We start from the raw sequence: 26,340 nt of genomic DNA, 5'->3' as shown, positions 1-26,340 counted from the left end.
TTTTGTTCTCATTTCACAAGCGGTGATCTCGTTTTGTTCCTCCATTTGATCGATGATTCGCTGCAGCCGGGAACGGGACGATGCCTAACAAAGCGTTAATGCGGGAATGCCCGCGCCGCCCTCTCGTTGTCGCCATCGGTGCTGCCCAGATCGGACGAACGGCCGACACCGATATCGCTCCTCAGCGGAGTGCAGCGTGTCCCCTCCAGACCGCCGGACGGATCGGTGGTGCCGCGTTCCAGGCGGCTGCGGCGCTACGCGCACGCGGCGCGGACGTTCACTTCGTCAGCGCCGCCGGCGGCGACGCTGCCGCCGAACGCATCGGCGAGGAACTCGAACGGCTAGGGATCGGTGACGGGCGCATCATATGGCTGGATCGTCGCTCGCCGGATTGGACTGAGCCTTCGAATTTTCCAGGCGGCAACGCCGGCGGTGTCTTCGAAACGGAGCTTTACGATCGCTTGGTGCCGAGGATCCTCTCGCGTCGACATCTGAGGGCGCGGCTGGAAGCAGCCGACGGCCTTCTCGTCGATGCGAATCTTCCGGCGGCCTCCATCCGATATCTAAAGGCGGCTCACCCGAAACGGCCACTCGCCGCCATCGCCGTCTCGTCGGAAAAGGCGCCGAGGTTGGCAGACACGCTGCCTCGGCTCTCCATGCTCTTCGCAACCCGTCGAGCCGCCGAGAGCGTTCTCGACCTGGCCCCCGACACGCAGGATAACGAAATCGTCCGCGCAGCGATTTCGGCCGGCGTGCAAAGAGCGGTCATCACCGACGGTCCACGCCGCGTCCTCGTCGTCGACGGCGACGTCGCGTGGCGGCAGCCATGCCCTCCGGCGGAGCTTAGGCACCGTGTCTTGGGTTCGGTCGGTACGCTCGCCGGAGCCACCTTCGCTGCACGGCTGACGGGACGCCGCTTCCTCGAGGCCGCACGGAGCGGTTTGGCGGCAGTCACCTTAAGCGGGGAAACCCAAGCCGACGCCGTTTCGATCGTGAAGATCGATACTGCCTACCAGGACTTGCCGGTGCCGGAGGTCGTGATCAGTTGAACTGCGGAACTCGAAGGCCCTAAACCTCCCGGCTCTCTACAACTTCCCAAAGGCCATGAAGTAGTGATCGCAAGCTATTAATCGCTAAGGCATTTTAGTCGTGACCGACACCCCGTAGCGCGTTCCTTAATCCATCACGCGCCTGACATCCGCCTGCCACCTACTCCTCAAGCGCTTCCTTCACCGCGACCGCCAACTCCCTCAAAGAGAACGGTTTGGGAAGGAAGCCGAACTTCTCGCCTTCGGGCAGGTTCTTGGCAAAGGCGTCTTCGGCATAGCCCGAGACGAAGATGAATTTGAGGTCAGGCCGCTGCTTGCGCATCTCGCGCAGAAGCGTCGGGCCGTCCATCTCGGGCATCACGACATCGGACACGACGAGGTCGACCCTGCCGTCGATTTCCTCCATCACCTCCAGCGCCTCGATACCGCTGGCGGCTTCATGGACCTCGTAGCCGCGCATCTTCAGCGCCCGCACATTGCCGGCTCGCACGTTGTCCTCGTCCTCGACCAGGAGGATGGATGCCGTTCCCGACAGGTCTTGCTTGGCGTTCGACGCGGCGGGCGTCTGCCCTTCGATCTTGGTGGCCGGCGACTCTGCCGGAATATGGCGAGGCAGGAAGATGCGGAACGTCGTGCCTTCGCCGGGCTTGGTCTCGACGAAGATCGATCCGCCGGACTGCTTGACGATGCCGTACACCATGGACAGGCCGAGCCCGGTGCCCTTGCCGATCTCCTTGGTCGTGAAGAACGGCTCGAAGATGCGTTCCGCGACATCGGCGGGCATGCCGGAGCCGGTGTCGGACACCTCCATCAGAACGTAGTCGCCCTCGCCGAGCTCCGTGTATCCGAACTGGGCCGCCTCCGCGGCCGGCACGTTGCGCGTAGAGATGATGACGCGGCCATTCGTGGACATCGCGTCCCGTGCATTCTGCACGAGGTTGGTGACGACCTGCTCGAACTGGCCGATGTCGGCCATCACGGGCCAGAGATCGCGGGCGTGCTGACGCTCCAGCTTCACGTGGTCGCCGGAAATGCGCTTCAGGAGAAGATGCATGTCGGCGATCACGTCCGTCAGGTTCAGCATCTTGGGACGCATCGTCTGGCGACGGGAATAGGCGAGCAGCTGACGCACCAGCGACGCCGCGCGGTTGGCGCTCTGCTTGATGAGAAGCAGGTCCTGGAACGACGGGTCCCCGGTGCGGTGGTTCAGGAGCAGGAAGTCGACGGAGGCCGTGATGATCGTCAGGACGTTGTTGAAGTCGTGCGCGATGCCGCCCGCGAGATTGCCGATGGCCTGCATGCGCTGGGCCTTGGCGAACTGGTCCTCCAGCGTGCGCTGCTGCGTAATGTCGACGCCGTAGAGGATCGCAACCTCGCCGGACCCGTCGCTGATGTCGGCGTTGGCGCTGAGATATAGGCGGGCCGAACGGGAGGGTTCGCCGATGAGGTCGGCATCGAGCGAGGGGATGCCCGCCTGCCCCCGCATGGCGGCCGAGACCGCATGGCGCAGCGCCTCGCGGTTCTCCTCGCGCAGGCAGTCCGACACGGCGGTGCGTCCGCGGGCCGCTTCGTCGCCGAAGAGGTTGGCGAAGGCCGCGTTGGCGCGCGTGACGCGGCCATGCACGTCCATCGCCGCGATGGCCATGGGCGAGGAATTGAAGAAGCGGGTGAAGCGGATTTCGGCGACGCGCAGCGCGTTCTCGTCGTTGCCGCGCGGCGCGCGGTCGAGCACGAGCGTGCGCGTCAGGCCTGGCGCGCCATCGGCCGTGCGCGTGGCGTTGCGCAGGAGACGCACCGGCAGTCGCTGTCCCGCCGACGTCACGAGATCGAGATCGAAGCTCTCGACCGTGCCCGGAGCACGCGGCTCTCCGGCGCGGCGCAGGAAACTGGCGGCGCCTTCACCCAGGTAGTCGGTGATCGACCGCGAATAGGGCTTGAAGGTCGCGAGATCCAGCGACAGCCAGTCCGCCAGCGTCGCATTGATATAGGCGATCCGCCCGAGCTCGTCGGCTGCGAAGAAACCGGCGGGCGCGTGGTCGAGATAGTCGATCGCGTGCTGCAGGTTCTTGAAGAAGGATTCCTGCTCCTCCCGCTCCGGCGTGATGTCGGCGATCTGCCAGAGCTGAAGGCCGGCCGCCTCATCACCGAACGGTCCCACCGAGGCGCGATACCAGTGGGGCGACGAGGGTCCGGTACTGCCGAGCCGCCGCGTCAGGCGAAACTCCTCCTGGCCGGACTTGTTCTCGCGTGCAAGGTTCGCCAGCCGATAGATGGCCTCGGATGCCTCCGCTTCGCGCGACAGCAGCCGCTCCAAGCTGCGCACCGATGCCGGACCCGAGGCGCCGGTTTCCTCGCCATAGGCGTTGTTGGCGTAGATGATGCGGCTCTTGCGGTCGGTGACCAGCATGCCGATGGGCAGGGAATTGAGCGCCTCGCGCGCAATGTCCGCGCCGGCCTCGCGCGGACCGAACCGCAGGAAGCCGAGCGCCAGCCCGAACACGGCGATGATACCGCACATCGCCAGGATGGCGAACATCGCCAGCAGAGCGACGGCACCATAGGAATGGCCGAGAAGCGCGAGCGTGGCCGAGAACACGAAAACGAAGCCGGCAAGGAACAGGAGCCGACGCACGCTGCTGGAGTCCGCCCGTCCGTCGATCAGGGGTTTGTCGCTCAAGGGCGGCACGGAAGCGGGCGTCTGGTCCACAGCAGAAGTTCCATATGCGAACGATCGACCCTTCCGAGGCAAAGCCGAACAGATTAGAGCGGAACGGCACGGGCACGAGAATCTGTCGAATTTGCGCCATACGCAATCGTTCGACATGATGGCACGGCACTATGTTCCGAAGCTGACGTGGCGCTGGAGCCCCGCCAGCCGAACCCTAGATTGCAGAAGCGGCGTCGTACGCGCGGGACAACCTCGGTCCTTCGCATCCGGCGACCCAGGAGGATATGGTAAATGCGTGAGTGGCTCGCGAGCATCGTCGGCGACAGCCTGGCCCCGATCATGACGGTGATTCTGGCGGCTGCGCTCGTGGTGCTGCTGGCGTTGGTGCTGATCGGCCTGGCCAAGCGGATCTTCGCCGGAAGCGGCGGTATCGGCGGACGCTCGCGAGCGCCTCGCCTCGCGGTTCTCGACATGGCACCCGTGGATCCGAAGCGCAAACTCGTGCTGGTGCGGCGCGACGATGTCGAGCATCTCATCCTGATCGGCGGCCAGAACGATCTGGTGGTGGAACCCGGCATCGTTCGCGGACAGGCACGTCGCCCGCGCCAGGAGCCGGGCTTTGCGGAGCCCGAGCAGCGCCACCCGCAGCAACCGCTGCCGCACAGGCGCACGCCCCGTCCCGACGTGCAACCGGTGCCGAGCGATGCGCAGTCGCCTCGCGAGCATCCGGCGATCGCGCCGGTGGCCGAAGGTCGCACCAGCGCGATTGCGGAAAACAGGGTTGAGCCTTCCCCGCGCGCGCCAACTGTGATGCCGGAACGCGGCTTTCCCAACGAGGGCCGTGCGCCCAACGTCGCTCAGGGTCCGTCGACCGCCTCGCCGGACAATCGGCCCGCCCCGGCTTCGAACCCTTCGGCACCTGCCTCGATGCCCGCCACGCCTGTCTCCGCACCGCCGGTCTCGCCCGCGGTTCGGATGGCGGAAGACGTCGCGCCGGCGCGACGGGCCGATGCTGCGGTTCCGGCCGAGCCCAACCCGGCCGCGCCGCGATACCAGGAGGCTGCGGTTGAGGCACCGCAGGTTGCGACCCCGCAGTCGCGCCCCATTCCGCCTGCAGCCCCGATGGCTCCCGTGCCCCGACGCGCCGAGCCCGTTCCTCCGATGCCGGAACGTGTGGAGCCGTCGCTGACGCTTCCCGAACCGACACAACCCGCGGCGGTCGCCCCACCCGTCATGCCGCCACGACCAGCGGCGCTTCCGGTCGCGCAGACGATGGTGCCCGCAGCACCCACGGCACAGCCTACGGCGCCCGCCATCTCGGCATCGGCGCCGTCCGTCCCGAAGCCGGCAGCACCTCCGATCACCCCGCCTGCTCCTTCCGTCGCGGCAACGCCTTCCAGCCCGGCGCCGATCGTGCCTCGCTCCATGGCGACCCCTACGCTGCCGCAGCTTTCACGCGCGACGCCCGTCGTTCCGCAGCCACGCCCCGAGCCGGAGATCTCGCCGGCACGGTCTCTGTGGGCGCCCAATCCGGGCATCATGGTCACGCCGCCGCTGCCGAACGCGCCGGTCGACGCACCCGCGCCTTCGGAGCGCGACGCTTCGGTAGGGAGCGCGGCCCCGCCCCAGCCTTTGCTGCCGGAACGCGTTCCCGTACGCTGGCCGCCGGCACCGATCGCCCCGCGAGCGGACGAGACCACGAAGGCCGAGGTCGGGTTCGCCGGCCCGGCCGCCGATGCGGGCGAGCCCGGTCCTGCACCGCTGTCGGTGAAGAGCTTCGCGACCACGATCCAAGAGCGACGCGCCACCGTTCCCGTGGAACCAGCCGTCGCCCCCGTGCCGCCCGTCCGTCCGCCACCCCCCCCACAGCCGGAGGTTCTGCCGAGCCCGGTCTCGGTGCCGCAGCGCGAACCGGAAACAGCGGACGCAAAACCCGAAGACTCCGAGCGGCCTCTGACCCTCGAGGAGGAAATGGAGCGACTTCTTCACGACTTCACGATCGACGTATCCGAACGTCGCTAGGTCCGACGGCACGGACGAAAACGGGCCGCATCAGCGGCCCGTTTTCGTTCCAGATGTCTGCTTCTCGACGGACGCTATTCGTCCCGGTACACCTTCTCGCGACGCTCATGCCGCTCCTGCGCTTCGAGCGACAACGTGGCGATCGGACGCGCATCGAGGCGGCGCAGGCTGATCGGCTCTCCGGTCTCCTCGCAATAGCCGTAGGTGCCATCATCGATCCGCTCAATCGCCGCATCGATCTTCGCGATCAGCTTGCGCTGGCGGTCGCGCGCCCGCAGCTCGATGGCACGATCCGTCTCCGACGATGCGCGATCGGCGGCATCCGCGAGGTTTGCGTTCTCGCTGGCCAGGGCTTCCAGCGTCTCGCGCGATTCACGCAGAATGTCCGCCTTCCATGCGAGGAGTTTCTTGCGGAAATACTCCTTCTGGCGGTCGTTCATGAAGGCCCCGTCTTCCGGCAAGCCGGTTCCCAACGGAAGGGTTTCACTCATGCGGATCCTCCATCTGCGCTTTGCGCGGGCTTATAGCGAGCGTTGATGAAGCGGACAAGTTGGCGGTCTGGGTGATCATCGGCACCTCGAGGAACGCTAAACCGCGATAATCGCAGCAGGTTCGTGACCTAAAGGTGAACGTCGCGGTGCGGTGTTCAGCTTCAGGACAGCTGGCTCTCGGACACGACGCGAGCCGCTGGAACCCACACGCAGGCGTTGCGACATGCCGTAGCGATAACCCAAACGAAACTCGACCTGGCCTCGCGGGTGTCCTATCGAAGTTTCATGACGGTTGGACAAACGATCCATATCCTGCGCCACGCGCATTCGTCCTGGGCCGTACCGGGGCAGCGCGATCACCAGCGCGTGCTCGACGACCGAGGGCAAGAGGACGCGATCCGGCTCGCCTCGCGCGTCGAGGCGAACGCCGTTCGGATCGGGCGCGTCGTGTGCTCGACCGCCGTTCGGGCGCGGCAAACGCTCGACCTCGTGCGCAAGGCGTTGCCGGCGAGCGCGGACATCCGCTTCAGCGACAAGCTCTATGCGCTCGGCTCCGTTGCGTACGAAGCCGAAATCAGGGACGCGGAAGGGGAAGGTGAACTCCTGCTCGTCGGCCACAACCCGACGATCGAGCAGCTCGTCTTCGACATCTGCACAACCGATACGGACGTACTGCGCGCCGCGCGAGCGGGGATCGGCACCGCCAACTGGCTGATCGTCGATCTGGATCCCGCAAGCCGGAACGGCGCCCTGCGCGGCACGCTGCGCGCGCTCCTGAAACCTTGAGACTCCCACCGGCCTGTCGAGCGTGGCCCGAGCCGACTATATGCGGTGCTCCTGCCCGGCCATTCGAGACCCGATCGGTTCCCCATGCCATCCATTGCCGACGAAGCGCGTATCGTCTTCGACAACCTCTCGGATCGTGGCGCGGGGTTGTTCCATCCGACCCTTCGGCTCGGCGTCGCCGGTCTTTCGCGCGCCGGCAAGACGGTGTTCATCACCGCGCTGGTGCACAACCTCCTTCACGGCGGCCGACTGCCGGTGTTCGAGGCGCAAAGCTCGGGACGGATCTCTCGCGCCTACCTTGAAGAACAGCCTGACGACGCGGTGCCGCGCTTTCAATACGAAGAGCATCTGCGTGCGATGCTGGAGGAGCGCATCTGGCCGCAGTCGACGCGGGCGATCTCGGAACTCCGGCTGACGATCGAGTACGAGTCGGCATCGGGATGGATGCGCTTCCTGTCACCGGGCAAGCTGTCGATCGACATCGTCGATTATCCCGGCGAATGGTTGCTCGACCTTCCGCTCCTCGAAAAGGACTTCGCGACCTTCTCGCAGGAATCGCTGGAGCGTGCCCGGCTGCCTTCGCGCGACCGCATGGCCCGGCCGTTCCTCGACGCGCTCGCCGCGATCGATCCGGCTTCGGCCGCCGACGAGCCGACCAGCCAACGGCTGAGCGCGACGTTCGCCGATTACCTGCGGGCCTGCCGCGAGGACCGCACGGCGCTCTCGACCCTGCCGCCCGGCCGGTTCCTGATGCCCGGGGATCTCGAAGGCTCACCGGCGCTGACCTTCGCGCCACTCGTTGTGGAACCGGGCCGCATCTATCCGAAGGGCAGCTACGGTGCGGTCCATGCACGGCGCTACGAAGCCTACAAGACCGTCGTCGTGCGGCCCTTCTTCCGCGAGCACTTCGCACGCCTCGACCGGCAGATCCTGCTCGTCGACGCGCTCCAGGCGATCAATGCAGGGCCGGAAGCGGTGCAGGACCTCGAGACCGCACTCGCTGACATCCTCGCTTGCTTCCGCCCCGGCAAGGCATCTTGGCTCGGATCGCTGCTGACACCGCGGATCGACCGCATCCTCGTCGCGGCTACCAAGGCCGACCATCTTCATCGCACGAGCCATCAGCGGCTGGAGAATGTCGTCCGACGCCTCGTCGACGGCGCGGTGAACCGAGCGAAGCTGTCCGGCGCACAGACGGAAGTCGCCGCGATGGCGGCGGTGCGCGCGACGCATGAGGCGACCGTGACCGACCGGGGCGAAACGCTGCCCGTCATCGTCGGCACGCCGATCGCCGGCGAGGAAATCGCGGGGCAGCGCTTCGACGGCAAGACCGAAACCGCCGTTTTTCCCGGCGACCTACCGGAAGATGCCTCACGCATCCTGCAGGCGCGCGAAGACGGATCCGGCGCTTTGGATCCGATGACCTTCGTGCGCTTCAGGCCGCCCCGCCTCGAACGCACGGCTGAAGGCCTGACGCTGTCCCTGCCCCAGATCCGGCTCGACCGCGCGCTTCAGTTCCTTCTCGGAGACCGTCTGGCATGAGCGACCTGCCGCCCCGGCGTCCCGCCGCCTTCTCCGTCGAGCCGCCACTCGTCCCGGCTCCGCCCCAGCCGCGCATGCCACGGAGCTTCTCCGACCTCGAACGGGTCCGGATCGAGCCGGACGACGCGTTGGAGGCAGAAGCGGCGGCCGCGCTCGACGCGGAGCCGGCACTGCGGCGGCGCGGCAGCTTCTCCTTCGGCAAGCTCGCCCTCGGTGCGCTCGGTGCCCTGGTTTCGATCGCCTTCGGCCTGGCGCTCGACGCGTTCATCCGCGATCTCTTCCAGCGGGCGGACTGGCTGGGCTGGACGGCGCTCGGTCTGGCATTGCTGCTTCTGATCGGGCTCCTCGGTGTCGTCGGGCGGGAAGCGCTGGGGATCATGCGGTTGAACGACGTGGAGCGCGAGCGTGCCGACGGGCGTCGGGCCTACGAGACCGACTCCGCAGCGGACGCGAGCGCCGTGGTGGCACGTCTCGTGAAGCTGGTTTCGGCGCGCCCGGAAACGGCCGCTGGACGCGAGCGCCTGCACGCCGTGCGGGACGACGTGATCGACGGACGCCACCTCGTCACCCTGGCCGAGCGAGAACTATTGCTTCCGCTGGATGCGAGGGCGCGCGCGCTGGTGCTCGCCTCGTCGAAGCGCGTGTCGGTGGTGACCGCTGTCAGCCCGCGCGCCTTCATGGATCTCGCCTTCGTGCTGTTCGAGACGGTCCGGCTGATCCGTGCAATCTCGACCCTGTACGGCGCTCGCCCGGGTACGATCGGCCTCCTCCGGCTGGTTCGCGACGTCCTGGCGCATCTTGCCGTCACAGGGTCCATCGCGATCGGGGACGGCCTCGTGGGTCAGGTCGTCGGGCATGGACTGGCCGCCCGGCTTTCGGCCAAACTCGGCGAGGGTCTCGTCAACGGCCTTCTCACCGCGCGCGTCGGCATCGCCGCCATGGACCTTTGTCGCCCCCTGCCATTTCTCAGCGTCCAGCGCCCGCGTATCGGGGATTTCCTGAACGATCTCAAACCCATGGGCGGTGAGTGAGCCGGCACCCCGCGTGAACGTCGAAGTCCGGTCGAAAGGTTCGGTTAACCGTTCCGAGCGATAGATACCGTCCATGTCCTTGCCGCTCCGAAGGCCCGCCATGCTCCGCCCCATCGTCGCCGGTTTGTCGCTTCTGTCTCTCGCCTGCACCGCGGCCCTCCCTGCGCGCGCTGCCGACGTGGACGAGACCTTCTTCAAGACCGTGTTCGGTCGCTGGACCGGGCCCGGGGAAATCGTCGCCGGAAAATACAAGGGCACCAAGTTCGTGTGTGACCTCGCCGGTCTCCAGCCTGCAAAGGCCGTCGGCATGGCGCTGGACGGATCATGCCGGGTCGGCATGTTCTCGCAGCCGATGAACGCGACCTTCACCAAGGGCGGCACATCCTACAAGGGAACGTTCCTCGACGGGTCGGGCGGCAAGGGTCTCGACATCGTTTCCGGCGACGTTTCCGGCAACAAGGTCGTGGTTGGCCTCGACCGGAAGCAACTGAAGGGTGCGATGGTCGCGCGCCTCGAAGAAAAGAACAAACTTATGATCACGATCTCGGTGCAGGTCGCCGGCGAGCTCGTGCCCGTGATCGGCATGACGCTGAAGCGCGACGAGAGCATCAAGAAGGCCTCGCTCGCCGACTGACCCTCAGGCGACGCGCCACCAGTCGGGCGGCGCGTCGATGCGCACGATACCGGTCGTGTCCAGGCCTGCCAGGCGCTCTGCGACACCCATCCCCCCGACGGAAAACGCCGGTGCGATCTCCGCCAGCGGAACGAGCACGAAGGCGCGTTCGGCCATGCGCGGATGCGGCAGGGTCAGCCGTTCGCTCCGCACGCTTTCACCGCCGAAGTCCAGCACGTCGAGATCCACCGTCCGCGGGCCCCAACGCACGCTCCTGTCCCGATGCAGTGCCGCCTCGACGGAGAGGCAGAGCGCCAGAAGGGCCTGCGCCGACCTCGCGGTTTCGATCCGAGCGCAGGCGTTCATGAAGGGCGGCTGCTCCACCGGCCCCCACGGTGGCGTCCGGAACACGGGCGAAACCGCGACCATTCGCGTTTGCGCGTCGGCATCGAGAGCGCGCAGCGCTTCGGCCATCGCATGGATCGGATCGCCGAGGTTTCCGCCAAGACCGAGATAGGCCGTCGTCATGGCCGCCCCCGCTCGAGCGCGGCATCGACGATCGCCAGCGCATCGCGCGTCGGTGCGACGGCGTGGACGCGCAGGATCGAGACGCCACGCTCGCGCAGGAGGACGCTCGTCGCAGCGGTCGCCACATCCGCGTCGCCGGCCTCGGCGGTCAGAACACCGCGCACGAAGCGCTTGCGCGACGTGCCGGCGAGAATCGGAAAGCCGAACTCGACGAGTTCGCCGATCCGCATCATCAGTTCGAAGTTCTCGTCCGCGGACTTGGCGAAACCAAATCCAGGATCCAGCACGATGTGTTCGTCTGCAACTCCGGCAGTGCGTGCGATCTCGATCGAACGGCCGAGGAAGGCGCGCTGGTCCGCGATGACGTCGGGCAGCTTCTGCCGTTCGCGGCCCGTATGCATGAGGCAGAGACCCGCGCCCGTGCGTGCGGCAACTTCTGCAATGGCAGGATCCTTCTGCGCGCCCCAGACGTCATTCACGATCGTGGCGCCGGCCTCGACCGCGAGCATCGCGGTCTCGGCGCGGTAGGTATCGATGGAGATCGCGACCTCGCTGCGCGCCCGCAACGCGCGGATCGCGGGCAGGACGCGCCGCTGCTCCTCGGCGGCATCGACCGGTTCAGCTCCGGGACGCGTCGATTCTCCGCCGATGTCGATGATCGACGCACCTTCAACAACCATGGCAAGTGCCGCTTCGACGGCATGCCCCACATCACCGTCGTATCGCCCCCCGTCGGAGAAGCTGTCCGGGGTGACGTTGAGGACGCCCATGATCAAGGCCTTCCGGCCGATCGGGAGGCTGCGCCCTTCCGCAAGCCGCCAGTGGCGTTCGCGCATCATACTGGCACCACCCATCTGGCAGGTCGTGCGAACCGGTCGTGCACGATCTTAATTATTCCGCAATCCTCCCTTGTATCTCTTTTGAACCCGCGTAGCGTAAGGGTGTGGTGTTTCAAGGGTCGAGGCCAGCGACGATGCGGCGACTTCTGATCTGCGGCCTTGCGGCGGGATGCATGTCCACGGGTCTCGCGCACGGCGCGGAGATCACGGAACGCACGACATACTTCATGGTGAAGGGCGCTACGTTCGCCGATCTGGATAGCGCCTTGGGGGCGACCGGTCCGCTGCTCTCCGGCGGCGAACGTCATGCCGGGTCGACTAAGGTCACGTTCATGCGAGACCTCGAATTCGCGTCGCAGAAGACCGGATGCCGCGTCTCGCGTACGAACCTGCGCCTGGACCTCGTCACCACCCTGCCCCGCTGGAACGCGCCGCAAAAGGCCGATCCACGGACGCGCACCATGTGGAAGATCCTGCAGCGGGACATCGCCGAGCACGAAGCGCACCATTCGGCGATCGCCAAGACCTGGCTCGACCGGATGAACCAGGAGCTGCTCGCGCTGCCGGCCGAAGCGAGCTGCGCGCGAATGGAAATCGTCGCCACCCGGCGTTCGCAGGAGCTTCAAATGGCCCACGCGAAGGCACAGCACGGGTTCGACCGAACCGAAGCGCGCGTCGTGGACTCCCGGCTCAACGACAAACTGGCCGCTGCGACGAAGCGGAACGCCCATTAGATCGGCGAGACCGGCACTCACGCCTGACGCTGGGGTACCGTGAGCGTCAGGCCGGCGAGATCGGGTCGCACCCGGATCTGACAGGACAGGCGGGACGTCGGCCGTACGTCGAGCGCGAAGTCGAGCATGTCCTCTTCCATGGCTTCCATTACATCGAGACGGGCGAACTGCGCCTCGTCCACATAGACATGGCATGTGGCGCAGGCGCAGGCTCCGCCGCAGTCGGCGTCGATACCCGGTACGTCGTTGCGGATCGCCGCCTGCATGACGCTGGCGCCGTCCGGCGCATCGATCTCATAGCGGGTGCCGTCGGGAGCAATGAAGTTGATCGCGGTCATGCCCCGGGGGTTAGAACGCCGGACCGCAGGGGTCAACCGTCACGCGCAACCAAGGTGAAGACGGCACCGGACCGGTTTATCAACAGACACTTGCGGGCCTGGCGAACGGTCGCGAAGTCGGTGTGATCGTCCGCAGCGGACATTCGGACGCACCCGTCCCGCAGCGTCGAGGCGGACGGATAACCGACCTATCTCCTCTCGAAAGTCCGCGCTACGCGACGTCAGGTTCGGCGGGAACCGCAAATGCGAGCGTCGCCCCCAGCGTCAACAGACCGATAGCGCCTTGGTCGGCATTTCGTTTTCGACGTTAACCAAATGTTTAAACTTGTATCAAAGCCCGGAATTGCGGGTTTCCTTCCGCCACGCCGCCCTCTAATTTGGTGGAATGCAAGAGGCTCGCCTTCCGTGTTCGGGAGGGCGGCATGTTGATGGCGGAACGGAAGGCGGCTCGCAACACGGCAGCGAGCGTCGACCCCGCCGATGAGTAACGAGTACGGGGCGGCGGGTCATGTCGAAGATCAAGACGGCTGAACAGCTATCGGACGAAGCAGTCACCGAACTGGAGGCTGCGCTTCAGGACACGGATTTTCTGGGCGCCGACACGGAGGAAGGCCGCATCTCCGGCACCGCCGACGGGCACGTCGAGAACGAGACGCTTTCCCCCTCCGAGATGAACATCGAGTTCGCCCTGAATGAATTCGACCGCTCCGTCGAGGAAGCGACCAGCGCGTTGCGGGAGGACGCCGTCGCCGAGCCGGTCGCTGCGGCAGGTTCGAACGTCGAGGACTCCGAACTGCCTCCCGAGCCGGAGTTCCAGCTGGCCGAAGAGGAGCTGATCGCGTCCATGGCGGAGGCCGATCAGGTCGAGCCCTCGATCGTCGCCGATCGTCTGGGAAGCGCCGTTCCCCCGGTGGCCGCAGCCATCGCGGCCGGCACCGCTTCCGCCGCCGACCGTGACGCCTCGCGCGCCCGTGCCGGGCAGCAATCGACACGGCAGGAGCCGCAGGCTGCCGCCGAGCCTGTCCGGGCGTCCCGCACCCGCGATTTCAAGTCCACCGTCGCCAACGACGAGCAGCGCTCCGCCGCCGTGATGGCCGACGCTCTCCTCACCCGACGCTCCTCCCGTCGCACCCTCGTGATCGGCAGCGTCGTTGCCGCCGCGTGGGTCGTGCTGGCGGGTGCCGCCTCCTTCGCCTTCCTCGAGGCTGGCGGGCCGCCCGCTCCGGCCGGCCTCTCGCTGGCGCTTGCCGCCTCCGCCGTGGTGCTGCCTGCCCTCCTGATCCTGGCCTTCGCCGTCATGGTCCGCCGCTCGCAGGATCTGCGGCTGATGAGCCGATCCCTCGCAGAGGTCGCGCTGCGCCTTGCGGAGCCGGAGAATATCGCTTCCGAGAAGGTCACCAGCGTCGGCAACGCTATCCGTCGCGAAGTCGCGGCACTCGGCGAGGGCGTCGAGCGCGCCCTGTCCCGCATGGGCGAACTCGAAGGCATCGTGCATTCCGAGGTCTCCTCGCTCGAGCGCGCCTATGCCGACAACGAGGTCAAGATCCGCTCGCTCGTCAACGACCTGTCGAGCGAGCGCGAAGCGATGCTGGCGCACGCCGAGCGGCTCCGGTCCTCGGTGGTGGGCTCGCACGATCGCCTGATCGGCGACGTGGACACGGCGTCCACCCGCATCATCCATCAGGTCGAAGAGGCAACGCAGCGCTTCCATGCCCTGCTCGACGAACGGGGCGCGTCCCTGTCGCAGGCCTACGAGGACCGCAGCCAGACCCTGACGGCCATGTTCGACAGCCGCAGCCGCGAGATCGAGGCCGAGCTCAGCGGAAGCAGCGCCAGCGTGATCCAGCGCATCGGCGAGACGGCCGAGGAGACCACGCGACGCCTGGCCCAGACCGGCGAAGAACTGGCGCGCTCGCTTCGCGTCCAGGCCGAAGAGCTCCAGGCGCGCTCGGACGAACTGGTCCAGCGTGTCGCCGCGATCGGCGAGCAGTCCGGCGAACGCCTGCGTCAGTCGAACGAAGCGGTGCTGAACGCGCTGGCCGAGCGTACGGAAAGCCTGGCGTCGGGATCCGAGACCTTCGATCGGCGGCTCAGCGAAACTCTCGACGAGCGTTCCACGCGCATGCTGGCGGACAATGAAGCGCTGGTCGCCTCGCTCACCGGCGGTCTCGACCAGCGCATGTCGCACCTCGCCTCCGAGACGGAGCGCCTGCTGCGCAATCTCGACGCGGCCTTCGACACCCGCATTCAGCAAGCGACCGCTCTTCTCGGCGCCCGCAACGAGGATGTGCTCGGGCGCTTCGACGAGCGTCTGGCGCAACTCGAGGGCGCACTGTCCGGCAAGGGAGCGCAGCTCGTTCAGACGATCGAAGGTCAGGCTCTGGCGATCGATCGCTCGGCCGACCGTTTCGCGGTGGCCCTGTCCGAGACGACCGGCAGCTTCACGCGCAACGTGGCGGAGCGTGCGGACGAAATCCGTCAAGTCATCGAGGGTGGCCGCGAGCAGCTGACCGCCGCCACCAATAGTGCGCGCCAGGGCATCGACGCGAGTTTCGCGGCGCATTCCGACCACGTCCGGTCGAGCTTCGATGCGCAGATCGGTTCGCTCGGCGCCGTGCTCAGCGACCGCGCCGCTGACATCGACACCTCGCTCGCCTTCGCTCAGCAGACGCTGCTCGCTCAGTTCGAGGAGCGCGGAACGGCCCTCGCGCAATCGATCGAGGAGAACGTCTCGCGCATGGAAGCGGTCATCGGCAACGCCGAGGGTCGCATGGTGTCCGGCGTGGACGCGCGTGCCGAACGCCTGGAAGCCGCCCTTTCCGCCGCCGACAGCCAGGCCGACCAGCGCTTCCAGACCCGCCTGGAACGCATGAACGCACTGCTTGCCGAGCGCGGATCGGCCATCGAGGTTGCCCTCGACGAACGCACGCAGCTCCTGTCGTCGGAGTTCGAGACGCGCCTTCAGACGCTCGATCAGATGCTGGATCAGCGCACCAGCCGCTTCGTCTCCGAGTTCGACGAGCGCAACGAGGTGCTGACGACCGGTCTCGCCGACCGCCTGGCCGCCTCCGAAGCGTTCATGCGCGACAGCGGCGAGCGGCTTTCCAACACGCTGGAACTCTACACCTCCCGTGTCGGTGACGACGTCATCGGTCGCCTCGAAGCGGCTCTGATGACCGGCGACGATCGCCGGCAGGAGTTCCTGGCGAGCCTCGAAACCCGCACCGCCGGCATCGAGGCGAGCTTCGAGGAGTCCGTCGAGCGTGTCGTCGGCGAACTTGCCGCGCGTGTTCGCGACCTTTCGGCGGCTGTCGATAGTTCGCATGCTGGACTGACGGAAACTCTGGACGAACGGACGAAGCGCTTCGCCCGCGACATCGATCACAACGCCGGAACCGTTCTGTCCGCCGTGGAGAACGCGCTCTCGCTGCTGATCCAGGGCCTCGACGGTCGTGGCACGGCTCTGCGCGACGCCGTCGAAAGCGCCCGCAGCGCGATCCTCGACGGCCTGGACGACCGCGTCGTGTCCATGCGCCGCATGGTGGATGCATCGGAAAGCTCGCTCATCGCCGACCTCGACGATCGCGCCGGCCGCATCGCCTCGACGCTCGAGAGCGGCAACGCCACCATCCTGTCGACGCTGGAGACCCGCATCGCGGCCCTGCGCCAGGCCCTGATCGAGTCCGATGGCTTCCTAGCCACCGCGATGGACGAACGCCGCGACAACCTCACTTCGGCAATCGAGGATGTGGCGGGATCGCTGGCTGCAACGCTGGGCGACCGTGCCGACGACGTGCGCCGCGTGCTCGAGCAGAGCGCCGGCAACGTGACCACTGCGCTGGAAACCAAGCGCGAGGAGATCGCAGCCGCGCTGGCCGCCGGAACCGTGAGCCTTGCCGCGGCAGTGGACGAGCGGACGGAAGCGATCACGGCCAGCCTCGAGCGCGGCCTTGGCAATGTCGAGCGCACGCTCTCGGGCCGCACCTCGATGATCGCCGACACCCTGCGGGAATCGATCGTGGCGGCTTCCGCCACGATGGGCGAGGAGGCCGATCGCGCCCGCGCCGGTCTCGAGACCGAGACGCAGAAGATCGCCATCATCATCGGCGAACTGGGCTCGACCTTCCGTGCCTCCTCCGCCGAGGCCCAGTCCGAGTTCGTGGCTGAAGCCGAACGCTTCGAGGAGCGTATCCGTGCGGTGGTTCAGTCCGTTCAGGAAACGAGCCAGGCCGCTCGCAGCGAACTCACCGGCGAGAGCGCACAGATCGCTGAGGGTATCGCCCTCTCCGCCGAATCGATCCGCCGTGTCGGCCAGGAAGCGCAGGAGCGTTTCGCTGCCGAGGCCGAGCAGCTCGGTCGCCAGGTCACCGACGTGGCGGGCCGGATGCGCGCCGACGCGGAAGAACTGCGCGAAGCTCTCGCGCTGGAAGGCGACGCCTTCACCACACAGATCGGCGGAGCGTCGCTTGCGATGCGCAGCGAGGCCGAGACGGCACGCGAGCGCCTTTCCGAGGTCGCGAGCGAGTTCGCCGGCGGTCTGGAGGCGATGGCCGCCCGTCTGCGTGCTGACGCGGAGGCTGCACGGGTGATCGTCCTGCAGCAGGCGGAATCGTTGTCTGGCGACATCGGCAACGCGTCGGATCGCCTGCGCCTGATCGGCGACAAGACCCGCGAGCAGTTCGCCGCGGATGCCGTGCAGATCCGCGAAGAGGTCGCGTCGGCCGCCCTGCAGGTTCGCGAGCAGTCCGACGGGCTGCGGCGCGAAGTCGCCGAACAGACGGCGGCGATCGGCGCCGAGTTCACGAGCGCCAGCACCCATCTGCGGGAAGCGGGCGAGCTTTCGCGTCGCAACCTCCTGGAAGATGCCGGGCGCATCACCGGCGAGGTCGCGCGCGTCGTCGAGGCCATGCGCGGCGAGACGGACCGGGTGCGCGACCAGATCGGCGAAACCGCCAGTCAGCTCGTCGCCGAACTCACCGGCGCGACCGATCGCTTCGAGGCGAGTTCCGGCGAGGCGCGCGAGCGCATGGCCTCCGACGCAGCCCGGATCGTCGGCGAGATCGACGCCGTGGCCCTCTCGATGGCCGAACAGGCAGAGAGCGCTCGCCAGCGCTTCCTCGGCGACGCCGAAGGTTTCGCCGAGCGGGTTCGCGGCACAGCCGGCATCATCCGGGACGAGACCGGACGCAGCGTCTCGCTTCTTGGCGAACGCGCGGACGGCTTCGTGGCCGAGCTGACGTCGCTCTCCGAGCGGCTCACGGAAACGCTGTCGAGCACGACGGGTGGCCTCAACGACAACCTGTCGCGCTCGGTCGCCGCCCTGCGCGACGAAATCGACGGAACGTCGTCGCGCATCCGCGGCGAGATCCTGTCGGTTGCCGGCAGCATCCGCGACGAGACGGCCCAGGTTTCGGGAACGATCCTGCGCGAAGCGGAAGAGGCACGCGCCGCCTTGGCCGACGAAGGCTCGCAGGTCGTGCTGGGTCTTTCGGCCGCCGCCACGGCACTGCGCGTGGAAGCGGAGCGTGCTCGCGATCAGATGGCTGAGGTCAGCGCCGGCTTCGGAGCCGAGATTGCGGAACGTGTCGCGTCGTCGGAACGCGAACTCTCGGACAGCGCCGACCGTGTCGGCCAGACCATGACCGAGCGCACCCGCGCCCTGTCGCAGCTTCTGGCAGATCGCAATTCGGACCTTGCCAACCTCATCGAGACGCGGACGCGCCCGATCGTCGAGCGCCTGTCGGAAACCGGCATTGCAGCGATCCAGGCCCTCGAGGGAACGTCCGGTCAGGTGGCCGAACGCCTGCGGGCCGAGAACGCAGCCGTGGTGGCGAGCTTCATCCAGCGCACCGAGGAGACGGTGGAACGCCTCGGCCGTTCGTCGAGCGAACTTCTGTCGGCTCTCGACACGCGCTCGGAGGAGACGGTCACCCGCGTGTCCGGTGTCCAGGGCCAACTCGGCCAGGAAGTCACGCAGCTGCTCGAGCGCTTGGACAACAGCAACGAGACGCTGCGCGCGATGCTCGAGGATGCCACCGGCTCCATCGGCCGCGTGGAGACGTCGCTCATCGACACCCGCGATCGCTTCCGGACGGAAGCGCTGCGCGTCGAAGACGAGATCACCTCCTCGTCCGATCGCCTGGAACAGTCGATCGCCCGGATGGACGGCGTCACCTCCACGGCCTTCACGCAGATCGGCGGGATGACGGAGAAGTTCGCGGAGCATGGGCGTCTTCTGTCCGACGCCGCCCGTCTTCTCGACGAGACCCAGACCAACCTGCAGTCGACGCTGGAAGAGCGCCACGAGGGGCTCACCCTCCTCGCCGGCACGCTTGCGGATCGCTCGCGCGACATCTCCACGATGCTCGACACCTTCGAGGGCGTCGTCGACCGGCTCTTCTCGCAGGCGGAGACGCGCGCCCGCGCCGTTGCCGGGACGGTCTCGAGCGAGTTGGGCTCCAGCCTCGGCGAAGCCGAGCAGCAGCTCGAGGAAACCGAGCGCCGTTCGCAGGCTGCCGCCGAACAGATCCGCGAGGCTCTGCGCTCGGTGATCGAGGAAGCGTCGGAGAAGTTCTCCGGCGCCACCGCCGACATGCGGAAGGCAGCCGGCGACATGCGCCGCGAACTCGAGACGGCCCGTACGGAGATCCGTCGCGGCGTTTTCGAACTGCCGGAAGAGACCCGCGAGAGCACCAAGGCGATGCGCCGCGCCGTGTCCGATCAGATCCGCGCCCTGCGCGAGCTGAGCGACATCGTGTCGACCTCCGGCCGAGCGATGGACGTCCGCAAGCCCGCCACCGACAGCCGTGCGGCGCGCTCTTCGGCGGCCCCGGTCGAGGCGGAGCGTCGCCCGGCGCCTCCTGCGGTCGGCGGCAACCTTGCGTACGACCTGCGCGGCGGCCCGGATGCCGCGCGCATGCTGGGAACGCCGCAGGCATCGCCGGACGTCCAGCCCGCGCGGACCGGCGAGTTCTCGCCCCTTCGGCCGGCGGCGCCGACCGAACGTACGGCGCCTGCGGTGCCGGCGGCTCGTCCGGCATCGGACGAGAACGAGGGTGGCTGGGTGTCCGACCTGCTGCGGCGTGCTTCGCAGGACGAAGAGGCGGAGGCGAACGTCGCCCCCGCCGGTTCGGCTCCGGCTGCTTCCCCGGCGGCTGCGGGCCCTGCGCGCACCGAGCGTAGCCAGGCGCATGTGGTCGACTCGCTGAATTCGCTGTCGGTGGATATCGCCCGTGCGATCGATCACAACGTGTCGGTCGAGCTGTGGGACCGCTATCGCAGCGGCGAACGGAACGTCTTCACCCGCCGCCTCTACACGATGAAGGGGCAGCAGACGTTCGACGAGATCCGCCGGAAGTACCAGCGGGATGCCGACTTCCGCCATGCCGTGGATCGCTACATCGCGGACTTCGAGTCGCTTCTGCAGGATGCCTCCCGCCGCGATCCCGACAACACGCGCAGCAAGTCGTACCTGACCTCCGACACCGGGAAGGTCTACACGATGCTGGCCCACGCCTCGGGTCGCTTCGACTGAGGTCGGGCATCGAGGCTGGAACGGAATAGGGGCGGCGCCGTAAGGCGTCGCCCCTTTCTTTTGGTTGGTCCGATGGACCCTTTCGCCCGCACCATCACGGCTCAAGGTTCGGGGAAAACGGAACGATCAGACGTAGTCGTCGCAGCCGACTAAACTCGACGTTGGCCGAGCCGTCGGATCGCGCAGGCGCCGCGTGGGCACGAGAGGTGCACCCGGCGCACTGCAAACGCCTGACAGCGACGACCGAAGTCGCGGGGCCGAGGTCGCCATGCTCCCGAACATATCCGCTCTCCCCACCTGACGACCTTTCCGCCTCAGTGGTTACGGCGACCTCGCTTATACCGAGCGCATCTGCAGTTGCGGGCGGCAAACTTGCGTTCGGTTCCCCGTTTAGGCCTCGGAAGGGCGAAGGCGACTTGAACGCGATCGGACGACCGGGTGTTGAAAGGTCGAGCCGGCATATTCGCCAGATCAGCAATCGCCATGGACCGTTGGATCGCGCTTTCGCAGCCGGCGGTATCAAAAGGTCGCTCGGCAGAGGCCATCATCGCAGTCGACCGAATACCCGAAACTTCCCGACGCACAAAAAAGCCCGCCGAAGCGGGCTTTCGAAGCGCATGGGACAGGTCGATCAGATCAGGCGGATCATCCAGGCCACGATCTCGTCCGCGACCTGACCGAAGGCCGCGTCGAGCGACGTGACGTACCCCGACGGCTGACCGTTCGCGACCGGCACCGACGCCTGGAAGACCCGGGATCCGCGGACAACTCCAGTGCGATCGTTCAGCGCCTTCACCGAGATCTCGACGACCGCCGTCGCGCCCGGCTGGAAGGCGATCTCGAAGCGCCGAAGCTCTGTCACGACCTGATAGTCGATCGCCAAGCCCTGCCCCGGCAGGCCGGCGGCGCCGATACGACCGGTGTTCTGGAACGCCTGGAGCAGCCGAAGCTGCACGAGGCGCGGAAGGCGATCGCTCCACTGGCTGTCTGCGAGGTTCTCGATCGTCTGCGGCGTCGGCTTGACGACGATCTGCTGGCTGTCGAGCGCGCTCGTCGCCGTGGGTTCGGGCAGCAGGATCTGGGATCGCGTTGAGGCCGAGCCGACGGCCGCTGACCGGGGCGGCGAAAGCTCGAAGGTCGCCGGCGGCGTCTTCAGGGACGCGCAGGCCGACAGTGCGAACGCTGCCACCAACAGGCTGGACCATTTCGCCGCAGCATTTCCTGCCATATCGATCCTCGACGCATATACAGACGGGTCGCCGAAGCTGACGTGCTTCCCGCGGGTTTCAAAGACACGAAGATCCCGAGAGGAGCGCTTCGCATAAGACTGTTGCCGGCGGGCCACCCGCCGGTATCGACGCTTTCGATCAGCGCCGCGTACGACCGTCGAACTGACGCACCTCGCCGCCCCCGCTTCCCCCGTAGATGACGCGGCTCGGGTTGTTGGCGAGGTCGAGAATGGCTCGCTCGATCCGGGTGACGGCCTGCGTCGTCTCGCGGATCAGATTGCGCGCATCCTGCAGGCCCTGCCCCGTGAAGTTCTGGAGGTTCGCTGCGATGGGACCGACCGAGCGTTGGATCGTCTCCGCCGTCTGCCGGATGCTCTGCAGCGTCGCGCGGGCCTCCGTCGTCAGCCCCTGGCCGTCGGGACTGTTCACCAAGCCGTTGACCGAATTGATCAGCGTCTGGACCTGGTTGGACGCGACCTTCAGGCTGGCGCTCGTGTCTTCGACATTGGTGATGATGTCGTTGATGTCGTCGCGACGCGAGTTGATGTTGTCGGCGACCCCACGCACAGAGTCGGCCGCCGCGGCGATATTGTTGGTCGCGGAGGACACGTCGTTGACGGCCCGGTTGATCGTCGATGCGCTGACGGCGCCGAGGAGCGTGTCGATGCGCGCACGCGTCCCGTTGAGGCCTTCCAATGCGCCGTTCAGCGTCTGCAGCATCGTGTCGGCACCCGCGACCACCGACCCGACACGGCCAGACTGGGCGTTCAGCGCGTCGGTGAAGCCGCTGACGCTGTTGATCGTCGAGCGCACCTGATCGGGGTTCACCGCCGCGGTGATCTCGGAGACGTTCGCCAAGGTCGAGTCGAGACGCGTCGCCACGCTCGAAGCGGTTTCGGAGATGGGTCCGAGCCGCTGGAGGAAGGCCTGAACGCTCGGCAGGTTCTGGTTGAGGGTATCGCCGACCGAACCGAACCCGGCAACGGCCGTCGAGACGGACTCGATCGCGCGCGTGACGTTGTCGGTCTGGCCGCGGAGCGACTGGGTGATCGCAGCGACGTTCTGGATCGACTGGTTGACGGCCGCCACGTCCAGAGCGCCGATGAAGCCGCTGGCGCGGCTCATGAGATCGGGTAGTTGCACCGCCACGTTGTTGGCGCTGCGCGACAGGTCGGCGAGGCTGGAAAGGAAATCGTCGATCTGATCGGCGTTTGCCGCGAGGCTGTCGGTGAAGACCCGCACGTTCGTGGAGGTCTGGGCGACGTTGTCCGCAGTGGTGCGAACCGACGGACCGATCGCCTGAACGATTTCCTCGAACTCGCTGAGGATGTTGTTGGCACGGTCGGCGATGTCGCGCGCCGTCGCCAGAATGTCCGTCACATCGGACGGGTTGGCGGTCATCACGGGCGTCGCGCCCTGCTCGAGCGCGGATTGAATGATGTTGCGATCGTTCACGTTGCCGCCGGTCAGGCCGATGAAGCCTTGTCCGGTCAGGCCCGCAAAGCCGATCGTCGCGGTGGTCGACGTGGTCACCGGCGTGGTGCGATCGATCTGCGTCGTGGCGATGACCACGCGCGGATTGTTGGGATCGATCCGCAGGTTGGTCACCGTTCCAACGCCGAGGCCGTTGAAGAGGACCTGGCTGCCCTGGCTGAGGCCGGACACCGATCCTTCGATGCGAACCAGCAGGGGCACGCGGGAATCACGATCGGAAACGTTCGCGGACCAGTAGACGAAGCCGAAGCTTGCCAGAAGCACCGCGACGGTGAAGACACCGACGAGGATGTAGTTGGCTCTGGTTTCCATCACGCGTTCCCGTTGTAGTACGGATTCTCGTCCTTGGACACGACGGTGCGTGCCCGCTTTCCGTGGAAGTACGACCGAACCCAGTCGTCGTCGAAGTCCAGCATGGTCTGGAGCGGTCCTTCCACGAGGACCTTCTTCTTGCCGAGCACCGCGATCCGGTCGCAGGCCTGGAACAGGCTGTCGAGGTCGTGGGTGACCATGTAGACGGTCAGGCCCAGCGTATCGCGCAGCGTCATGATCAGTTCGTCGAAGTCGGCGGCGCCGATCGGGTCGAGGCCCGAGGTCGGCTCATCGAGGAAGACGATGTCCGGGTCGAGCGCGAGGGCACGCGCCAGCGCGGCGCGCTTGATCATGCCGCCGGAGAGTTCGGACGGATATTTCTCGGCCGCGTCGGGTGCGAGACCCACGAGGTCGATCTTCAGCCGCGCCAGGTCGTTCATGAGCTTGGGCGAGATGTCGAGATACTCGCGCATCGGCACCTGGATGTTCTCAAGCACCGTCAGCGAGGAGAAAAGCGCGCCCTGCTGAAACAGGACGCCCCAACGCTGCTCGACGCTGAGGCGCGCGGCCTCGTCGGCGCGCTCGTAATCGACACCGAAGACCTCGATCGTCCCCGACTGCTTGGCGTTCAGCCCGAGGATCGTTCGCAGGAGCACGGACTTGCCGGTGCCCGATGCACCGACGAATCCGAGGATCTCGCCACGTCGAACATCGAGCGAGAGGCCATCGAGGATCGTCTTCGATCCGAAGCGAACCGTCACGTCTCGCGCACGAATGATGACGTCGTCGTCGCCGGATTGCGGTTTGGTATCAATATCCGATGGCGGCATAGAAAATCGCGAAAACGGCATCCAGAAAGATGACCAGGAAGATGGATTTGACGACGGAGGCCGTCACGTGTTGACCGAGGCTTTCGGCGCTGCCACCGACCTTGAGGCCCTCGAGCGAGGCGACGACGCCGATGACGATCGCCATGAAGGGTGCCTTGATCAGACCGGCGAACACGGTTCCGACGTCGATGGCGCCGCGCAGACGGGTGATGAAGGCGTCCGGCGTGATGCCGGAATAGGCCCAGCTCACCGTGATAGCCCCGAGAAGACCGGTGATGTCGGCGATGAAGGCGAGGAGCGGAAGCACGATCGTCAGCGCAACCAGCCTGGGGAAGACGAGGACCCCGATCGGATTGAGGCCGATCACCTGAAGCGCGTCCACTTCCTCGCGCATCCGCATCGAGCCGATCTCGGCGGTGATCGCACTGCCCGAACGGCCCGCGATCATGATGGCCGTGAGAAGCACGCCGATTTCGCGCAACTGGAGGATGCCGACGAGATCGACGACGAAGATCTCGGCGCCGAAATTGCGCAGCTGGAAGGCGCCCTGCTGCGCGATCACCGCACCGATCAGAAAGCTCATCAGCGCGATGATCGGAACGGCGCGAACACCCATCCGGTCCATCTGGCTGACGATGGCGGCAGGTCGCCAGCGCTGCTTGCCCGTGATTCGACGGCCGGCGCCGTAAAGCGACGCACCGATGATGTTGAGGCCGAGCATCGTCTCGCGTCCGACGGCGAAGACGTTGGCGCCGATCCCGGCGAAGAAGTCACCCAGCGCCGAGGTTTGCTTGGCCTTGCTCTCGGACCGGGGCGTGTCGAGCGCCTTGCGAACGGCGTCGAAGAGCATGGACTCCGCATCGCCGAGCCCGTCCGAACGGACGTCAGCGCCCTTCTCGCTGAGGCTGCGTTGCAGCCGCTCGATCAGGAGCGCGCCCGACGTATCGAGCCGACCGACCGCGGACAGGTCGAAGGTCACGGACTTTCCAAGATCCGCCTTGCGCGTATCCTCGACGACCTTTTCAACCGCACCGATGGTGCGGGCGAGCCAGTCGCCGGCGAAATGCAGCACGACCCCGCCGTTGCCCTTCTCGGCTTCGAGCGAAGGGGCTGCGCCGTCGGGGCGCCCGTCCTTCTTCGAAGCCCTTTCGGGTTGCGGCGTATCCAGCATGCAATCGCTCAGGTCGGAGGTTGGCGGTATAGGAGATCGTCGGCGGACGGATCGTCGCCAGCTCGAGGCAGTGCAACCAGAGTTAGCTTGCGTCGTGTGCGATGCAATGCCCGTTAAGATTTGGCAAGGAAATATGATGGCGCGTCGTCTTTCGGTCACAGTGGATCGCTTCCCGCTGGCACGCCGCTTCACCATTGCACGGGGTTCGAAGACGGAGGCGGTGGTCGTCACCTGCCGGCTCGAAGAGGGGTCGGCGACGGGATGGGGCGAATGCGTGCCCTACGCGCGTTACGGGGAGAGCGTCGAAAGCGTGCGTGCCGCGATCGAAGAGGTGCGTGGCGAGGTGGAGGCCGGGGCGGATCGCGAGGCGTTGCAGTCGCTCCTGCCGGCGGGCGCCGCCCGCAACGCCCTGGACTGCGCGCTTTGGGATCTCGAAGCGAAACTCTCCGGGCGGAGCGTCGCAGAGCGCCTCGGACTGGACCGCCCGCGCGCGATCGACACGGCCTTCACCATTTCGCTCGATACGCCGGACGAAATGCACAAGGCGGCCACGGCCGTCGGCGCGCGAAGCGTTCTGAAGGTCAAGGTCGGAGCGCCGGAGGGGGACGCGGAGCGGATGCGCGCGGTGCGGGCGGCGGCTCCGCAGGCCCGGCTCATCATCGACGCCAACGAAGGATGGCGACCGGAGACGATCCGCGAGCTGATGCTGGCGGCGGCCTCCATCGGCGCCTTCGTGGTGGAACAGCCCCTCCCCGCCGGACAGGACGAGATCCTCGCCCGCATGCCGCGCCCGGTGCCCGTCTGTGCCGACGAATCGGTTCATGGCAGCGCGGACCTCGAGAGCCTCGTCGGGCGCTACGACTACGTGAACCTGAAGCTCGACAAGACAGGTGGTCTGACCGAAGGGATTCGATTCCTCGCGGAGGCGCGCCGCCTCGGCTTCGGCGTCATGGCCGGCTGCATGGTCGGCTCGTCGCTCGCCATGGCGCCTGCGGTGCTTCTGGCGCAGGATGCGGAGCTGTGCGACCTCGATGGCCCCCTTCTGCTTCTGGAGGACCGCGCGGAGGGGCTGCCGTACGAAGGCTCGCGGGTCGGCGTGCCGGGCCCGGCGCTCTGGGGCTGACGCGCC

The 26,340-nt window shown here is 67.0% G+C and carries 18 protein-coding genes; 9 read left to right on the top strand and 9 right to left on the bottom strand.

Features of this window, described 5'->3' with window-relative positions:
- The first annotated feature begins 80 nt into the window (after positions 1-80).
- Entirely contained in the window at positions 81-1,049 is a 969-nt protein-coding gene (locus AUL34_RS07825) for a hypothetical protein (RefSeq protein ID WP_156420829.1), read from the top strand.
- Between the two features lie 160 nt (positions 1,050-1,209).
- Here AUL34_RS07825 and cckA read toward each other — a convergent pair whose 3' ends face one another.
- Positions 1,210-3,756: a cell cycle histidine kinase CckA gene (cckA, locus tag AUL34_RS07820; RefSeq protein WP_244492482.1), complete on the bottom strand. Its 2,547-nt coding sequence runs from the start codon at positions 3,754-3,756 to the stop codon at positions 1,210-1,212.
- 252 nt (positions 3,757-4,008) lie between these two features.
- Between cckA and AUL34_RS07815 the strand changes: the two genes are divergently transcribed.
- Positions 4,009-5,739, top strand: a complete 1,731-nt coding sequence (locus AUL34_RS07815; protein WP_061932907.1) for a flagellar biosynthetic protein FliO — start codon at positions 4,009-4,011, stop codon at positions 5,737-5,739.
- 74 nt (positions 5,740-5,813) lie between these two features.
- Here AUL34_RS07815 and dksA read toward each other — a convergent pair whose 3' ends face one another.
- Positions 5,814-6,230, bottom strand: coding sequence for an RNA polymerase-binding protein DksA (gene dksA / locus AUL34_RS07810; protein WP_061932905.1), 417 nt, complete (start codon positions 6,228-6,230; stop codon positions 5,814-5,816).
- 285 nt (positions 6,231-6,515) lie between these two features.
- On the opposite strand from dksA, the gene AUL34_RS07805 reads away from it, so the two are divergent.
- The 4 genes from AUL34_RS07805 to AUL34_RS07790 all read left to right on the top strand — a co-directional run bounded on the left by AUL34_RS07805 (position 6,516) and on the right by AUL34_RS07790 (position 10,223).
- Positions 6,516-7,016, top strand: coding sequence for a histidine phosphatase family protein (locus AUL34_RS07805; RefSeq protein ID WP_061932903.1), 501 nt, complete (start codon positions 6,516-6,518; stop codon positions 7,014-7,016).
- An 84-nt stretch (positions 7,017-7,100) separates the two neighbouring features.
- Entirely contained in the window at positions 7,101-8,558 is a 1,458-nt protein-coding gene (locus AUL34_RS07800; RefSeq protein ID WP_061932901.1) for a YcjX family protein, read from the top strand.
- A complete protein-coding gene (locus AUL34_RS07795) occupies positions 8,555-9,589 on the top strand; it encodes a YcjF family protein (RefSeq protein ID WP_061932899.1) in 1,035 nt (344 codons plus the stop codon). Before AUL34_RS07800 ends, AUL34_RS07795 begins: the two co-directional genes overlap by 4 nt.
- Positions 9,590-9,689: 100 nt before the next feature.
- Entirely contained in the window at positions 9,690-10,223 is a 534-nt protein-coding gene (locus AUL34_RS07790; protein WP_061932897.1) for a hypothetical protein, read from the top strand.
- Positions 10,224-10,226: 3 nt separating this feature from the next.
- Here AUL34_RS07790 and folK read toward each other — a convergent pair whose 3' ends face one another.
- On the bottom strand, positions 10,227-10,730 hold the full coding sequence (folK, locus tag AUL34_RS07785) for a 2-amino-4-hydroxy-6-hydroxymethyldihydropteridine diphosphokinase (RefSeq protein WP_061932895.1): 504 nt from the start codon (positions 10,728-10,730) through the stop codon (positions 10,227-10,229).
- A complete protein-coding gene (gene folP / locus AUL34_RS07780) occupies positions 10,727-11,584 on the bottom strand; it encodes a dihydropteroate synthase (protein ID WP_244492481.1) in 858 nt (285 codons plus the stop codon). The genes folK and folP overlap by 4 nt, the downstream gene beginning before the upstream one ends.
- Before the next feature lie 212 nt (positions 11,585-11,796).
- Between folP and AUL34_RS07775 the strand changes: the two genes are divergently transcribed.
- A complete protein-coding gene (locus AUL34_RS07775) occupies positions 11,797-12,303 on the top strand; it encodes a DUF922 domain-containing protein (RefSeq protein ID WP_192845715.1) in 507 nt (168 codons plus the stop codon).
- Positions 12,304-12,320: 17 nt separating this feature from the next.
- Here the strand turns inward: AUL34_RS07775 and AUL34_RS07770 are convergent, their stop codons facing one another.
- Entirely contained in the window at positions 12,321-12,641 is a 321-nt protein-coding gene (locus tag AUL34_RS07770; protein ID WP_061932889.1) for a 2Fe-2S iron-sulfur cluster-binding protein, read from the bottom strand.
- A 508-nt stretch (positions 12,642-13,149) separates the two neighbouring features.
- Here AUL34_RS07770 and AUL34_RS07765 point away from each other — a divergent pair.
- Entirely contained in the window at positions 13,150-20,175 is a 7,026-nt protein-coding gene (locus tag AUL34_RS07765; RefSeq protein ID WP_061932887.1) for a hypothetical protein, read from the top strand.
- Between the two features lie 631 nt (positions 20,176-20,806).
- Here AUL34_RS07765 and AUL34_RS07760 read toward each other — a convergent pair.
- The 4 genes from AUL34_RS07760 to AUL34_RS07745 form a co-directional block, all read right to left on the bottom strand.
- Complete coding sequence (locus AUL34_RS07760; protein ID WP_244492485.1) at positions 20,807-21,364, bottom strand: ABC-type transport auxiliary lipoprotein family protein; 558 nt, start codon at positions 21,362-21,364, stop codon at positions 20,807-20,809.
- Positions 21,365-21,542: 178 nt separating this feature from the next.
- Entirely contained in the window at positions 21,543-23,210 is a 1,668-nt protein-coding gene (locus AUL34_RS07755) for an MlaD family protein (protein ID WP_061932883.1), read from the bottom strand.
- On the bottom strand, positions 23,210-24,040 hold the full coding sequence (locus AUL34_RS07750; protein ID WP_061932881.1) for an ABC transporter ATP-binding protein: 831 nt from the start codon (positions 24,038-24,040) through the stop codon (positions 23,210-23,212). The genes AUL34_RS07755 and AUL34_RS07750 overlap by 1 nt, the downstream gene beginning before the upstream one ends.
- Positions 24,021-25,211: an MlaE family lipid ABC transporter permease subunit gene (locus AUL34_RS07745; protein ID WP_061932879.1), complete on the bottom strand. Its 1,191-nt coding sequence runs from the start codon at positions 25,209-25,211 to the stop codon at positions 24,021-24,023. The genes AUL34_RS07750 and AUL34_RS07745 overlap by 20 nt, the downstream gene beginning before the upstream one ends.
- Positions 25,212-25,347: 136 nt before the next feature.
- Here AUL34_RS07745 and dgcA point away from each other — a divergent pair, with 136 nt between their 5' ends.
- Positions 25,348-26,334, top strand: coding sequence for an N-acetyl-D-Glu racemase DgcA (gene dgcA / locus AUL34_RS07740; protein ID WP_061932877.1), 987 nt, complete (start codon positions 25,348-25,350; stop codon positions 26,332-26,334).
- Positions 26,335-26,340: the final 6 nt, after the last annotated feature.

Origin of the sequence: Aureimonas sp. AU22, assembly GCF_001463745.1 — a bacterium.
Classification (GTDB): Bacteria; Pseudomonadota; Alphaproteobacteria; order Rhizobiales; family Rhizobiaceae; genus Aureimonas.
Note: the sequence above shows the minus strand (reverse complement) of the source record. Positions and strands in the feature narration are given on the sequence as shown.